Consider the following 12,917-nt stretch of genomic DNA (forward strand, 5'->3'; position numbering starts at 1 on the left):
GGGATGGAGTATGATTGAATTGGAAATTAGAGTGGAGCGTCTGAGGAAAGAAGATACAGAGGATATTGTTGCACTATCTTCTTATATTGGATGGGATTATAACAGAGAAGAAGTTGAAACGATTTTTAACTCCGGTATTGTATACGGCGTATGGAATGAGAGAAAAAAACTTATTGCAAGCGCTACAATAATATTATACGGAGAAGTGTTAGCATCAATAGGAATGGTAATTGTACATCCAGATTATAAAGGAAGAGGGATTGGAAAGATAATAACGGATTCATGTGTTAAAAGCGTATCAGCTCAAACCCCCATTATGCTTATTACTACGGATGAGGGAAAAAATTTATATGAAAATCTAGGATTCAGGGCTGTTAGTTATGTTTCTAAATACATATGTAACTCGTACAATGCGAATGACCATTGTGTAGGAAATGAAGATTATATGATAAATTATGAAGAGTGTGATTTAGAAAAAATAATAAAAATAGATGAATATGCGTTTGGAACAAATAGAAAAGCATTTTTAAAGAAAAGAATTATCCAAAGTGAACAGTGCATCGTTGTAAAGGACAACAAACAAAATGTATTAGGTTACGGTTTAAGTATACAAACACCAGAAAATAAAATATTAGGACCAGTCGTTGCTAAAAATGATGCGATGGCAATGAGAATTGTACATTATTTAGCAAGAGAGCATCATGGTAAATTAAGAATTGATGTACCAGAAGGAAAGAAAGGTTTCATGAAAGAATTAGAGATTACTGGTTTTCAAAAGGTTAATACACCACCAATTATGATGAAAAATAGTGATCAATTTTTGAAAAGAAATGGAGAACTATACAGTATTGCAGCGCAAATTTTTGGATAAAAAAGAATCCTTTCGTGAAAAGGATTCTTTTTTATAGCCAACTTAATCGCGATATTGATCATGAATAGGTTGAAAAAGGTCTTCCTCGACATCTCTAACCATTGAAAAATGATCAACGTTATAATGTCCATGTAAAGTTTTATTATGATGACCAATAATTTGCTCTGCAGACAATACGTTAGAATCAGTTGTGGAATGACCATTTTTAATTAATGTAACGTCAAATCCTTGTACAGTCGCTGTTCTAACTGCGGTGTCGATGCAATGTTCTGTTTTACATCCACCGATAACAATATGATTAATTTTTTCTTCTTTTAAAAGTTCAAGTAGAGAAGTGCCATAGAATGAGTTTGTTGCTGCTTTATTAATAAGGATTGCAGACTGAGGTACTTTAATTTCATTATGTACTTCAAATCCTTCTCCGCTACCAGAAGCAACATCGATATCTCTTACGAAAACAATAAGGACATTTGCATCTATCGCTTTCTGTACGGCTGTATTTAGTGTAGATAGTAACTCCGTTTTACGAAAAACTTCTTTTTCTTGTTCATTTCCATCCATTAATTCTTGCTGAGCATCGATAATTAATAGTGCTTGTTTCATTGTTTCTCCCCTTTAATACAGAATAATTTTCACTTTATATATTCCGTAATAGTGTATGAGAATCCTCTATCGTGAGTGAAGTAGACGAGCGATTTACAAAGTTGTCAAAGAAATTTCATTCTCATAGAGTATAAAAACATGTATGATAGGAAGTGGAGAATTTTTGAGTAGGTGGGAATATCATGCAAACAGTAGAAGATTATCTTTCATTCTTACATACGAAAGGATTTAAATTATCAGAGGAAGCACAAGGGTTTATTATGTTCGGACAAGGATACACCGGTGCGTCTGATGGAATTGTGAACGTAGCAATAGAAGCGACGATTAAACATCAATTACAGTTTGATGGTAGTTATTTTGTTGCGTTATTAGAACGATTGAAAGAAGAAGAGATTACAGATAAAAAAAGCGCTAAGGCTTTTATGCGGAAGTTACAAGCGTAACTTCACGCAGCCTGCGCTTCTTTTTTTGTTTTGGAAGGTAATTCAACAAAAACCATGCCTAGGAAAATACATAGGCATCCGATAATAGCAGAAATGGAAAGTTGTTCGTTTGCAACGAGAACGCCTGTTAATGCAGCAAAAACGGGCTCCATTGCGAAAATAATTGCTACTCTCGTTGGAGACGTATGTTTTTGTGCCGATGTTTGAATGAAAAAAGCAATGGATGTCGCGAATAGGGAAGTTAGAAATAGAGCAAATAAAAAAGAAGAATTCGTCCATAGTGCTACTGAAAATAATTTTTCCCAATCTTCAAACAAAAAGGCGCAAATAGAAGAAAACATACCGACAGCTAATACTTGCGATGTGCTTAACAATAAAGGTGATATTTTCTTAGAAAAGAAGCCGTTAACAAGAATATGGGCAGCGAAAGCAACTGCACAACCGAGAACGAGTATATCTCCAATGTTTAATTGAAAAGAATCACCAGCCGTTAATAAGTATAAACCTGCTGTTGCTACAGCAATACCAAGTACGATAAAAATGGTAGCTTTTTGTTTTAAAAAGATAAAAGACAAAATTGGTACCATAACGATACTAAGCCCTGTTAAAAAACCAGCTTTTGAAGAAGTTGTATAGAGTAAGCCGAATGTTTGTAATACATAGCCAACGCATAAAAAGAATCCAACGATTAATCCAGCGAGGCTACTCTGTTTTATATCCTGTTTTGAAGCTTTTTTTGAGAAAATCATTTGAACGAATAATAAAATAATTCCAGCGAATAAAAAGCGAATCCCATTAAAAGTAAATGGACCAACGAAAGACATAGCATTTTGGACGACAACAAACGTAGCTCCCCAAATAAAAGAGACAAATAATAAAGCAAGAGGAGCAATCCAATCTTTTTTCACACTCATACCCCCGTTAATTTTGTAAGATAGCTTTTCTAGCTAATTCATCAGCGACTTTATTTTGACTACTTGGAATCCACTTAATAAAAAAGAGATCGAAACTTTTTATGTACTGCAGTGCTTCCTCTAATAGTGGTGCAAACATTTTATTTTTTGCGTATTCTTTTTCAACAGCTCGCTCGACAAGTTGCGAATCGGTACGAAAAGAGACAATGTTATAATCATGTTCCGTGCAATATTTTAATGCCGCAAGTAAAGCGTGGTATTCTGCTTCATGATTGGACATTGTCCCAAGGGGCAATGATAAATGTACAGCTGGTTGAACCCCTTTAATAAACACTCCTGCACCAGAAGGACCAGGATTTCCTTTTGATGCACCATCAATATATACTTCAATCAAAATGAGAAACCTCCAAATTATAAGATGATCCCCTACTTATATGTTTCTTTAAAGTAGGGGATAGAGTAACTTAGCCAATTGTAATACTATAACGACATGTAAATGTTTCATTCGCTTGTAAAGATTGAATTCCTTTTTTTTCCTTGAAATCTTTTGCTGGATTTATTTCATCAGCAATCCCGTACCAAGGTTCAATACATAAGAAAGGTGCGTTCTCGCCTGGTGTCCATACGCCGACAAATGGGAATCCGTCAAATTCTACTTTTACAAATTTATTATGTTTATGAGAACGAATAGAGATTTCATCCGTATTCATATTTTCAAAAATAAGTGCATCATTTTTGAATAAATCGTATGTAAGTGGTAATTCATTCGTATTTTCAGCGATTAATTGCTTTTTACTTGAAAGATAAGGTCCTTCTAATACGCTTGTTTCTAAGCGTTCAGAACCATTAAATGATAAATGATAATCTGTAAATGATTCGCCCTCTAATAAGGGGAAGTTGAAGCCAGGATGCGCTCCGATTGAGAAGAACATCTCTTTTGAAGTAGGGTTATTTACTTCATATGTTACATGAACGATTTGTCCGTCTAGCTCATAAGAAACGAGTAATTCGAATTCGTATGGGTATTTTTTTAATGTTTCTTCATTACTAGTAACAATATAAGTGATTTTCGTTTCACTTTGTTCTTTTACAGAGAATGTAAGATCACGAGCAAAGCCGTGTTGTGTTAAAGAATATGGTTTACCATCTACGTAGTATGTATTATCTACTAATCGGCCGACAATTGGGAATAAAATTGGTGCGCGGCGCCCCCAATAAGTAGAATCGCCTTGCCATAAGTATTCAGTGTTATCTTCTTTTAAGCGAACGCTTTGTAATTCTGCACCTTTGTCAGAAATGGAAACGATCACTTTTTCATTTTGAATTGTTGCTGTCATGAAGTGAAACCTCCTAAATCTTTCATATGTTTTATTATACGTCGTCCAAAAGAAAAAAGGTAGTAAATGATAGGAATCTATTGACGAAAGAGTGCCTATTGCGTACAATATAATCTTGTTGCTTAAAAACGAATAACGTGGTTCGAAACCATCCCACGTAAAAAAACTAAGGAGATTTTGTCATGAATATAAGAACATTAGTCGGTAATGGTATTTTAGCGGCATTATATATTGCTGTTTCTATGCTTATTCAGCCATTTGGCTTTACCAGTGTACAGTTTCGTATTTCAGAGATGTTTAATCATCTCGTTGTATTCAATAAGAAAGCAATTTACGGGATTGTATTAGGTGTATTTTTAACGAATCTCTTTTTCTCACCTATGATCGCTTACGATTTAGTATTTGGAGTAGGACAATCGATTCTTGCGCTACTTGCAACTATTATTTCTATGCGCTTTATTAAAGGTGTTTGGGCTCGTATGATTTTTAATACAGTTATTTTTACAATTACAATGTTTATGATAGCAATTGAACTTCATCTTGCATTTGATTTACCATTCATGTTGACTTGGTTAACTTGTGCGGTTGGTGAATTTGTTGTAATGGCAATTGGTATGCCTGTAATGTACTGGATTAATAAACGAGTACAATTTGAAAGATTTATGTAATAGATGAAAGAGCTATTCCTAAAGGGATAGCTCTTTTTGTATGTAATCACATTGAATATAATGCTGTGACTCTTGATACAATATAATAAAATAAAGTGAGGCTTTCATTAGCTGGCTACATATAAGAAGTCTTATAAAAGGGGAATCTAGTATGAAATATAAAATACATTGGTTGTATAAAACGAAGCGTGGTTTACAAACCGAATTAACAACAGATTATATGAACATAGAAGAAGTACTTCAATTTGCGGAGGATTTTGAGAAAACAGGTAGGGTGAAAGAACTGTTATTTTTCGATGAAATGGACGCGGAATGGTCATTAAAAGAAATGAAAAAACTGAGTAAGCAAGTGGAGGAAGATCCTCAAGAAATTCAAGTTTATTTTGATGGTGGTTATGATGTACAGACGAAAGAAGCTGGGGTTGGTATATGTGTATACTATAAAAAAGGAAATACAAATTACCGAATTCGTCGCAATGCATACATAGAAGGCATATATGATAATAACGAAGCGGAGTATGCAGCATTATTATACGGGATGAATACACTCGAGGAATTAGGAATTAAATATGAACCGGTTACACTTCGGGGGGATTCTCAAGTTGTACTGCAGCAATTAGCTGGTGAATGGCCTTGCTATGATGAACATTTAAATCATTACTTAGATCAAATTGAACAAAAAGCGAAGCAAATGAAATTAAAGCTTGTTTGTGAACCGATATCAAGAAAACAAAATAAAGAGGCGCATCAATTAGCAACGCAAGCTTTAGAAGGGACAGTCATTGATAGTCATAAAGAAATAACCGAATAGAGAGGTGCAAAAGTGGATAAAAAGCAACTCATTACAGAGGTGAATGACTTATTAGAAACGTATTGTGAAGGATGTTTTTTGCGAGAACATAATCGAAAAACAAATAGTAAATATTATGCCCATTCATTTTGTATACGACAATGTACAGTTGGAGAAACGTTGAAAAAATATGGAGAACAGTTGTCATAAAAAAAACATCCAGAGAAAACTCTCTGGATGTTTTTTAGTGCCTTGCTTCATGTAATTGATGCTCGCACTTACTTAATTTCTTTTCCTCATTCATTAAAAATGGCTCATCTAAATCTGTTGCAACAGATTTCATAATTTCAAGCTGAGAGCGAGCTGCTTCTACTGCAGTAGAAGCATGCTCTAATGTGTCCGGATCCATTGAAATCGTTGCAGAACCTACCATTTTTTGTGCAGTTTCTACACGGAATTTTACTTCTTCAAAATCATTTACATGTGAACCCATTGTTATTGCCTCCTTTGTATTTTGCGCATTTCACATAGTTTTTGCTCTGTAAAACGGAAATATACAAAGGAATAACAAAGGAGGTTACCAAGTTAGGTAACCTCCTGTCATATGTTGGATTAAAGTTTTACTACGTTAGCAGCTTGAGGTCCACGGTTTCCTTCAGTAATGTCGAAAGATACTTCTTGACCTTCCTCTAAAGCTTTGTAGCCGTCACCTTGAATAGCAGAGAAATGTACGAATACATCATCAGAGCCGTCCATTTCGATAAATCCAAAACCTTTTTCATTGTTAAACCATTTTACTTTTCCTTGCATGTTACAATTCCTCCTAAAAAACGATTACTTTTTTCATTTAGTGAAATTCATTAAAAAGAAAATATAATTTTAAAATGCTATAATCTAGAATATTCTGCTAAATGATTAATTTAAATATACACGAATTGGTAGAATTTAGTCAAGTAAGCGGTTTTATTTTTTGTATTTTTAAATAACTTCCCGCTCAAATTTTTAATAAGGTATAGGACAAGCCACGTATGTAATATTCTTAAATGAAAGCTGTACATAATGAGGTGAAAGAATGAATGAGTCTTATTTATTAGATAATGAAGGAATGAAAAATAGAGTCGACATACCGAATTGGGTTGCAAAAGAATTTCATGATTTTTCGAATGTCGTGCTAGAACCAACTTTTCCGTGTTATTTCGGTTTAACAGCGTTGAAAAAGAATGAACTTCGTTATTCATTTCTCTCTCATAATGATTGGGGGCATTTACCCAATACAATGTTATCTTTTTTGGAGTTAATGAAAGAACGGCCAATTGTAAGAAGAGGATTTTTTCTTTTTGTAGAGCCGGAATGTGAAGAGAAATCAATCGAATATTATCGAGATTATTTTTGGAAAGTACTACAATATTTACATGAAAACGATGATCAAACATGGCCGAAGCAAATTCCAACAGATCCAGATCATTATTTATGGGAATTTTCATTTGGTGGTGAACCGATATTTGCGTTTGGAAATGCACCGGCTTATAAACAGCGAAAGACTAGGCACTTAGGAAATTCTCTCGTTATTGGATTCCAGCCACGAACTATTTTCGAGGGCTTAGAAGGAGATCGTCCTAAAGGCTCATATTCGAGACAAATGGTTCGTGAGCGAGTGGAAAAGTGGGATCAGCTGCCGAAGCATCCTAACATTAGTCACTATGGCGATCCTAACCATCGTGAATGGAAGCAATATTTTATTGGAGATGATATAGAACCGATTAAAGATAAATGTCCTTTTCATCATAAGATAGAGAAATAAGAGCCATCAACTGGATGGCTCTTTTGTATATTTTGGATAAAAAAGGGTATTGTATTAGTGAATAATTTTTATGAAAGCTAGTCTATTTTCTATATTTCCATCATTACTTAGTAGTAAAAGAAGTAGAAAGGATAGAGCGATGTTTGGAGCAATTATACAACAAATAGTATTGGGTATTTCATTAGCTGCACCGGTAGGTCCAATTAATATTGAAATGTTAAAACGTGGAATTGAACGTGGATTTTGGCATGCGTGGATTGTTGGAATCGGGGGCATGACTGCTGATATTTTGTTTATGCTTCTTATTTATTTTGGTTTATCTTCTGTGTTTATGTATACATATGTACAAGCTTTTATGTACTGCACTGGGTTTTTCCTGTTATTTTATTTAGGATTTCAAAGTGTAAAACAAGGAATCTCCCACTCGAATATGGAATATAACAAAGAAGAGGTAGGTGGACTTAAACAATCCTTTATGGCGGGATTTTTAATTGCGATATCCAACCCATTAAATCTAGTTTTTTGGTTTGGCATATACGGAAGTACACTTAGCTCATTGCTTACAAAGGTAACGAAACAAGAAGCTTTTTTGTACAGTCTTTGCATTATTATTGGTATTATTTTGTGGAACTTAAATATTGCTTTTTCTGTACATTTTGGAAGAACTTTATTAAAACCAAAAGCACTTGGCTATATTACAGCCGGAGCAGGTATTATTTTAGTAGGATATTCTATCCATTTTGCATACAAAGCTTTACAGTTGTTCACATAAGATTGAAGGGGAGATTTTTATGTATCGAACCACTATTGACGGAAAAGAAATTATCATCACACTAGCACCAAAAATCCGAAAAGAAATTACTGACAGGAACCCATTATATGAAGCGGTATTTAAAAATGCAGCAAGGTTGCTGCAAACGAAACAACCAACGTTTGCAGTAAATCATGAAATATTTGGGCTTATTATTGGAGAAGTACAAAGGGGTGAAGTAACAGTGTTTGCAGTAGAACACATTATCCCTAAGCAAAATATATTTGGTCCGAACACTTTTTTCTCGACAATAGAACAGCAGGCAAATTTGTAAAGTGAATAGAATAAAATAGTAAAGAAATAGTCGTAACGATATGTTACGGCTGTTTTTTGGGAAAAGGGGGAAGAAAGGTGAAGAGAGTGGTAAAGGAATTCTTTTTGCAACATGATATTGTTATTATGTATAGTATTTTATTAATTTTTATCGTTATTTTAAAAATGCAATTTTTCACATGGATTGGTATGTTAGCGTGTGTGTTTGGGATTGTTTTTTATACGTTTAACGAGTATATGACACATCGTTTTTTATTCCATTTAAAGCCGCCTAAAAACGCATTTTTATTAAAAATGTTAAGAAGATTACATTATGATCATCACGTATATCCAGATGATTTGAAACTTTTATTTTTGCCTGTATGGTTTAGTATACCTAGTTTTACTGTATATTTACTTATATCATATGGTATTACAAAAAGTGTTACTGTTACACTTTCATTTGGAATCGGAATGATTATCATGCTCCTCGTTTATGAATGGAAACATTATATTGCACATAAACCGATTCGTCCCTTTACTAATTTTGGAAGATGGTTAAAAAAACAGCATATATTACACCATTATAAAAATGAAAAGTTTTGGTTTGGTGTTTCAAATCCAGTATTCGATTTTATATTTGGAACGCTTAAAGATGGAAAAGAAGTTGAATTAAGCGAAACAGCTCGTAATTTAGAAAAAGAGAAAAAAACAGAAGTAGTGCGATAAGCACTACTTTTTTATTCTGTTTTAACTAGTATCAAAGTTTGACTGGTGCGGGATTGAAGTACGTAAATTTTATGTTGAAAAAGTATATTAAAAACTTAGGGGAAAATGCCGAAAAATGTCTATCGAAAAATCTTTGCAGGAATGTACGGATTGTCTAAAATGAAAATAAGTTTCTGAATATTTATAAAATTCGACCTTTATGTATGCAAGGGGGAAGTGCATTTCAAGTAAGAGAGGGGACCAGGGAATGAAACGAGATGATACGTCAGCACGTAAGTTGCAAAATGAGGTGAATTATACAGAGGTTGTTCAGTCAGAAGAGTTTCAATTGCTATTAAATAAGAAAAAGAAGTTTATCGTTCCGATGAGTATTTTCTTTTTAAGTTTTTTTATTACATTACCTATTTTAACATCCTATTCAAAGGTGCTTAATACACCGGTGTTTGGTGATGTTACATGGGCGTGGGTATTTGCATTTGCGCAATTTATAATGACGTGGGCATTATGTATGATTTATAGCAAAAAAGCAGAATCCTTTGATGAAATCTCGCAAAAAATTCTGCAAGATATGCAAAAAGGGAGGGGCTGAATTTGAATACTACTGCGTTTGCACTATTCTTAATTATTGTTCTCGGTACGCTCGTCATAACCTATTTTGCATCGAAAAAAACGAAAAATGCGAGTGAGTTTTATACAGCTGGTGGGGGATTAACTGGTTGGCAAAATGGTCTGGCCATTGCTGGAGATTACATGTCTGCTGCGTCATTTCTTGGTATAGCCGGAGCAATCGCATTAACTGGGTTTGATGGATTCTTTTATAGTATCGGTTTTTTAGTTGCTTATTTAGTTGTTCTATATCTTGTTGCAGAACCGCTTAGAAATTTAGGAAAGTACACGTTAGCGGATATGATTGCAGCACGTTTTGATGCGAAAAAAGTTCGCGGAGTTGCAGCACTTAATACGATGACGATTTCAATTTTTTATATGATTGCACAATTAGTTGGTGCGGGTGCACTTATTAAATTATTATTAGGCATCGAATACACGACATCTGTATTAATTGTCGGCACACTTATGACCGTGTATGTTATTTTTGGAGGTATGACAGCTACTAGCTGGGTTCAAATTGTAAAGGCTGTACTACTTATGGCTGGTACATTTATTATTTCTGTTATCGTTTTCTCCAAATTTAATTTCAGTGTGACTGAAATGTTCGCTCAAATGAAAACTGCTACTCCATTAAAAGATTCGTTTTTAAATCCAGGAGTAAAGTATAAGGATGGTCTTGATACACTTTCTTTAAATTTAGGACTAGTTCTTGGTACAGCAGGATTACCACATATTCTTGTTCGCTTTTTCACAGTACGTGATGCAAAAACGGCACGTCAATCTGTTGTATATGCGACGTGGTTAATTGGCGCGTTTTATATTATGACGATTTTCTTAGGGTTTGGAGCAGCGGCGTTTGTAGGAAATGAGGCAATTATTAAAGCAAACCCTGCTGGTAATATGGCAGCACCTTTATTAGCTAAAGCGTTAGGTGGAGATTTCTTATTTGCTTTCGTATCGGCGATTGCTTTTGCGACTATTTTAGCAGTAGTGGCAGGCCTAGTATTAACAGCAGCATCAGCATTCGCACATGATTTTTATAATGAAATTATTCGCAAAGGAAAATCAACGGAAAAAGAGCAAGTGTCAATGGCTCGCTATGCGTCTATTGGAGTAGCGATAGTATCTATTATACTCGCTTTATTTGCGCAAACATTGAACGTAGCATTTTTAGTTTCATTAGCATTTGCAGTTGCTGCTAGCGCAAACTTACCAGTCATATTATTCACAATTTATTGGAAGCGTTTTAATACAACGGGAGCGATTTGTGGTATGATTGTCGGTCTTGTATCAGCAATCGTTCTCGTAGCATTAAGTCCAAACGTTTGGAATCCTGTAGCTGGAAAAGCTATTTTTGTCGGGGAAGCGATATTCCCATATACGACACCTGGAATTGTTTCAATTCCACTTGGATTCCTTGCAGCATATTTAGGAACTGTTTTCTCTAGTAAGAAAGAAGATGCAGCGAAGTTTGATGAAATTCTTGTGAAATCTAATACTGGTCATGGTATTAGTGATGCTTCTTCACATTAAAAAAAGAGGAGCTTTTCGATATATAAGAAAAGCTTCTTTTTCTTGTAAATATTACTGTATTGTTAGTAGGATTTGTCAAAATTTTGTGGAATGAAAATAAGCAGGGAGAAATTTAAATCATCATGGTACCAGTGCAGCTTTGTGAAAAATAAGTTGTTATGGAAGGTGGAAGAAATGATGAAAACGAAACAGACTGATGAATTATTAGCAAAAGATGAGCAATATGTTTGGCACGGAATGCGTCCCTTTAGTCCAAATAATACAATGGTAGGGGCAAAAGCAGAAGGGTGCTGGGTTGAAGATATACAAGGAAAAAGATACTTAGATGGTATGAGTGGTCTTTGGTGTGTGAATAGTGGATATGGCAGAAAAGAGCTCGCAGAGGCGGCTTATAAGCAATTACAAACATTATCATACTTTCCAATGTCACAATCACATGAGCCAGCTATAAAGCTTGCTGAAAAGTTAAACGAGTGGCTTGGTGGAGAGTATGTTATATTCTTCTCTAATAGTGGATCAGAAGCGAATGAAACAGCTTTTAAAATAGCAAGGCAATATTATGCTCAAAAAGGTGAACCGCATCGTTATAAGTTTATGTCACGTTACCGCGGATATCATGGAAATACAATGGCGACAATGGCAGCGACAGGACAAGCGCAGCGTAGATATCAATATGAGCCGTTTGCTTCAGGATTTTTACACGTAACGCCTCCAGATTGTTACCGTATGCCAGAAATGGAATCACAAAATATTTATGATGTAGAGTGTGTAAAAGAAGTCGATCGTGTCATGACATGGGAATTAAGTGAAACGATAGCAGCATTTATTATGGAACCAATCATTACAGGTGGAGGTATTTTAATGCCGCCACAAGACTATATGAAAGCTGTTCACGAAACATGTCAAAAACACGGGGCACTACTCATTAGTGATGAAGTTATTTGTGGTTTTGGGCGTACTGGAAAAGCATTTGGGTTTATGAACTATGACGTTAAGCCTGATATCGTTACGATGGCAAAAGGTATTACGAGCGCATACTTACCATTATCAGCAACAGCTGTGAAAAAGGAAATTTATGAAGCATTTAAAGGAACGGGAGAATATGAATTTTTCCGCCATATTAATACATTTGGTGGAAACCCAGCGGCTTGTGCATTAGCGCTTAAAAATTTAGAGATTATGGAAAATGAAAATTTAATCGAGCGCTCTGCACAAATGGGTTCACTTTTATTAGAGCAATTAAAAGAAGAAATCGGAGAACATCCACTTGTTGGGAATATTAGAGGGAAAGGGCTATTAGTTGGGATCGAACTAGTAAATGATAAAGAAACGAAAGAGCCAATTGATAATGATAAAATCGCAACTGTTGTAAATGCCTGTAAAGAAAAAGGACTTATTATTGGGCGTAACGGTATGACAACAGCAGGATATAATAACGTCTTAACGTTAGCACCACCGCTTGTTATTTCAAGTGAAGAAATTGCCTTTGTTGTTGGAACGTTGAAGACAGCGATGGAACGCATTTAATGAACGAAGCGAGCCGTAATACGGCTCGC

General features: G+C 34.8%; 18 protein-coding genes and 1 riboswitch. Of the genes, 12 read left to right on the forward strand and 6 right to left on the reverse strand.

Annotation, left to right across the window (positions count from 1 at the left end; all coding sequences use genetic code 11):
* Positions 1-10 precede the first annotated feature (10 nt).
* Positions 11-871, forward strand: coding sequence for a GNAT family N-acetyltransferase (locus BAU23_RS05355; RefSeq protein WP_071733709.1), 861 nt, complete (start codon positions 11-13; stop codon positions 869-871).
* Between the two features lie 42 nt (positions 872-913).
* Here the strand turns inward: BAU23_RS05355 and BAU23_RS05360 are convergent, their stop codons facing one another.
* Complete coding sequence (locus BAU23_RS05360; protein WP_000806342.1) at positions 914-1,474, reverse strand: cysteine hydrolase family protein; 561 nt, start codon at positions 1,472-1,474, stop codon at positions 914-916.
* Positions 1,475-1,656: 182 nt separating this feature from the next.
* Here BAU23_RS05360 and BAU23_RS05365 point away from each other — a divergent pair, with 182 nt between their 5' ends.
* Positions 1,657-1,917: a DUF6123 family protein gene (locus BAU23_RS05365; protein ID WP_001195213.1), complete on the forward strand. Its 261-nt coding sequence runs from the start codon at positions 1,657-1,659 to the stop codon at positions 1,915-1,917.
* A gap of 2 nt (positions 1,918-1,919) precedes the next feature.
* Here BAU23_RS05365 and BAU23_RS05370 read toward each other — a convergent pair whose 3' ends face one another.
* From BAU23_RS05370 to BAU23_RS05380, 3 genes are all read right to left on the reverse strand, one after another.
* Complete coding sequence (locus tag BAU23_RS05370; RefSeq protein ID WP_000711152.1) at positions 1,920-2,825, reverse strand: DMT family transporter; 906 nt, start codon at positions 2,823-2,825, stop codon at positions 1,920-1,922.
* Positions 2,826-2,838: 13 nt separating this feature from the next.
* A complete protein-coding gene (locus BAU23_RS05375; protein ID WP_000573868.1) occupies positions 2,839-3,225 on the reverse strand; it encodes a reverse transcriptase-like protein in 387 nt (128 codons plus the stop codon).
* A gap of 70 nt (positions 3,226-3,295) precedes the next feature.
* On the reverse strand, positions 3,296-4,168 hold the full coding sequence (locus tag BAU23_RS05380) for an aldose 1-epimerase family protein (protein ID WP_000127413.1): 873 nt from the start codon (positions 4,166-4,168) through the stop codon (positions 3,296-3,298).
* Positions 4,169-4,299: 131 nt separating this feature from the next.
* A riboswitch (PreQ1 riboswitch) is annotated at positions 4,300-4,344 on the forward strand.
* A 6-nt stretch (positions 4,345-4,350) separates the two neighbouring features.
* On the opposite strand from BAU23_RS05380, the gene BAU23_RS05385 reads away from it, so the two are divergent.
* From BAU23_RS05385 to BAU23_RS05395, 3 genes are all read left to right on the forward strand, one after another.
* The gene (locus BAU23_RS05385) at positions 4,351-4,836 is read left to right on the forward strand and encodes a QueT transporter family protein (RefSeq protein ID WP_001026481.1); all 486 of its coding nucleotides are present in this window, start codon (positions 4,351-4,353) and stop codon (positions 4,834-4,836) included.
* A gap of 151 nt (positions 4,837-4,987) precedes the next feature.
* Positions 4,988-5,647, forward strand: coding sequence for a ribonuclease H family protein (locus BAU23_RS05390; RefSeq protein ID WP_000875540.1), 660 nt, complete (start codon positions 4,988-4,990; stop codon positions 5,645-5,647).
* A 12-nt stretch (positions 5,648-5,659) separates the two neighbouring features.
* The gene (locus BAU23_RS05395; protein ID WP_000358801.1) at positions 5,660-5,836 is read left to right on the forward strand and encodes a zinc-finger domain-containing protein; all 177 of its coding nucleotides are present in this window, start codon (positions 5,660-5,662) and stop codon (positions 5,834-5,836) included.
* Positions 5,837-5,870: 34 nt separating this feature from the next.
* On the opposite strand, the gene BAU23_RS05400 is transcribed toward BAU23_RS05395, so the two are convergent.
* Together BAU23_RS05400 and cspB are read right to left on the reverse strand one after the other, a co-directional pair.
* On the reverse strand, positions 5,871-6,119 hold the full coding sequence (locus BAU23_RS05400; RefSeq protein WP_000534729.1) for a DUF2564 family protein: 249 nt from the start codon (positions 6,117-6,119) through the stop codon (positions 5,871-5,873).
* A 119-nt stretch (positions 6,120-6,238) separates the two neighbouring features.
* Complete coding sequence (cspB, locus tag BAU23_RS05405; RefSeq protein ID WP_001161729.1) at positions 6,239-6,436, reverse strand: cold shock-like protein CspB; 198 nt, start codon at positions 6,434-6,436, stop codon at positions 6,239-6,241.
* 262 nt (positions 6,437-6,698) lie between these two features.
* Here cspB and BAU23_RS05410 point away from each other — a divergent pair, with 262 nt between their 5' ends.
* The 7 genes from BAU23_RS05410 (at position 6,699) to BAU23_RS05440 (ending at position 12,888) form a co-directional block, all read left to right on the forward strand.
* On the forward strand, positions 6,699-7,427 hold the full coding sequence (locus BAU23_RS05410) for a YqcI/YcgG family protein (protein ID WP_001005930.1): 729 nt from the start codon (positions 6,699-6,701) through the stop codon (positions 7,425-7,427).
* A 139-nt stretch (positions 7,428-7,566) separates the two neighbouring features.
* Positions 7,567-8,199 (forward strand): LysE family transporter, encoded by a 633-nt coding sequence (locus tag BAU23_RS05415; RefSeq protein WP_000466555.1) that lies wholly within the window; start codon positions 7,567-7,569, stop codon positions 8,197-8,199.
* Between the two features lie 19 nt (positions 8,200-8,218).
* Positions 8,219-8,512, forward strand: coding sequence for a hypothetical protein (locus tag BAU23_RS05420; RefSeq protein WP_000286371.1), 294 nt, complete (start codon positions 8,219-8,221; stop codon positions 8,510-8,512).
* Between the two features lie 77 nt (positions 8,513-8,589).
* Positions 8,590-9,219: a sterol desaturase family protein gene (locus tag BAU23_RS05425; RefSeq protein ID WP_000832714.1), complete on the forward strand. Its 630-nt coding sequence runs from the start codon at positions 8,590-8,592 to the stop codon at positions 9,217-9,219.
* A 247-nt stretch (positions 9,220-9,466) separates the two neighbouring features.
* Entirely contained in the window at positions 9,467-9,808 is a 342-nt protein-coding gene (locus BAU23_RS05430) for a DUF485 domain-containing protein (RefSeq protein WP_000817363.1), read from the forward strand.
* A gap of 2 nt (positions 9,809-9,810) precedes the next feature.
* Complete coding sequence (locus BAU23_RS05435) at positions 9,811-11,361, forward strand: solute symporter family protein (protein WP_001098254.1); 1,551 nt, start codon at positions 9,811-9,813, stop codon at positions 11,359-11,361.
* 177 nt (positions 11,362-11,538) lie between these two features.
* Entirely contained in the window at positions 11,539-12,888 is a 1,350-nt protein-coding gene (locus BAU23_RS05440; RefSeq protein WP_000850945.1) for an aspartate aminotransferase family protein, read from the forward strand.
* Positions 12,889-12,917 lie beyond the last annotated feature (29 nt).

Origin of the sequence: Bacillus nitratireducens (genome assembly GCF_001884135.1) — a bacterium.
GTDB lineage: Bacteria > Bacillota > Bacilli > Bacillales > Bacillaceae_G > Bacillus_A > Bacillus_A nitratireducens.

Bases quoted from the DNA above. Each gene is read 5' to 3' on its own strand.
- BAU23_RS05355 (WP_071733709.1), top strand. From the start codon at position 11: ATGATTGAATTGGAAATTAGAGTGGAGCGTCTGAGGAAAGAAGATACA.
- BAU23_RS05360 (WP_000806342.1), bottom strand. From the start codon at position 1,474: ATGAAACAAGCACTATTAATTATCGATGCTCAGCAAGAATTAATGGAT.
- BAU23_RS05365 (WP_001195213.1), top strand. From the start codon at position 1,657: ATGCAAACAGTAGAAGATTATCTTTCATTCTTACATACGAAAGGATTT.
- BAU23_RS05380 (WP_000127413.1), bottom strand. From the start codon at position 4,168: ATGACAGCAACAATTCAAAATGAAAAAGTGATCGTTTCCATTTCTGAC.
- BAU23_RS05385 (WP_001026481.1), top strand. From the start codon at position 4,351: ATGAATATAAGAACATTAGTCGGTAATGGTATTTTAGCGGCATTATAT.
- BAU23_RS05390 (WP_000875540.1), top strand. From the start codon at position 4,988: ATGAAATATAAAATACATTGGTTGTATAAAACGAAGCGTGGTTTACAA.
- BAU23_RS05400 (WP_000534729.1), bottom strand. From the start codon at position 6,119: ATGGGTTCACATGTAAATGATTTTGAAGAAGTAAAATTCCGTGTAGAA.
- cspB (WP_001161729.1), bottom strand. From the start codon at position 6,436: ATGCAAGGAAAAGTAAAATGGTTTAACAATGAAAAAGGTTTTGGATTT.
- BAU23_RS05410 (WP_001005930.1), top strand. From the start codon at position 6,699: ATGAATGAGTCTTATTTATTAGATAATGAAGGAATGAAAAATAGAGTC.
- BAU23_RS05415 (WP_000466555.1), top strand. From the start codon at position 7,567: ATGTTTGGAGCAATTATACAACAAATAGTATTGGGTATTTCATTAGCT.
- BAU23_RS05420 (WP_000286371.1), top strand. From the start codon at position 8,219: ATGTATCGAACCACTATTGACGGAAAAGAAATTATCATCACACTAGCA.
- BAU23_RS05430 (WP_000817363.1), top strand. From the start codon at position 9,467: ATGAAACGAGATGATACGTCAGCACGTAAGTTGCAAAATGAGGTGAAT.
- BAU23_RS05440 (WP_000850945.1), top strand. From the start codon at position 11,539: ATGAAAACGAAACAGACTGATGAATTATTAGCAAAAGATGAGCAATAT.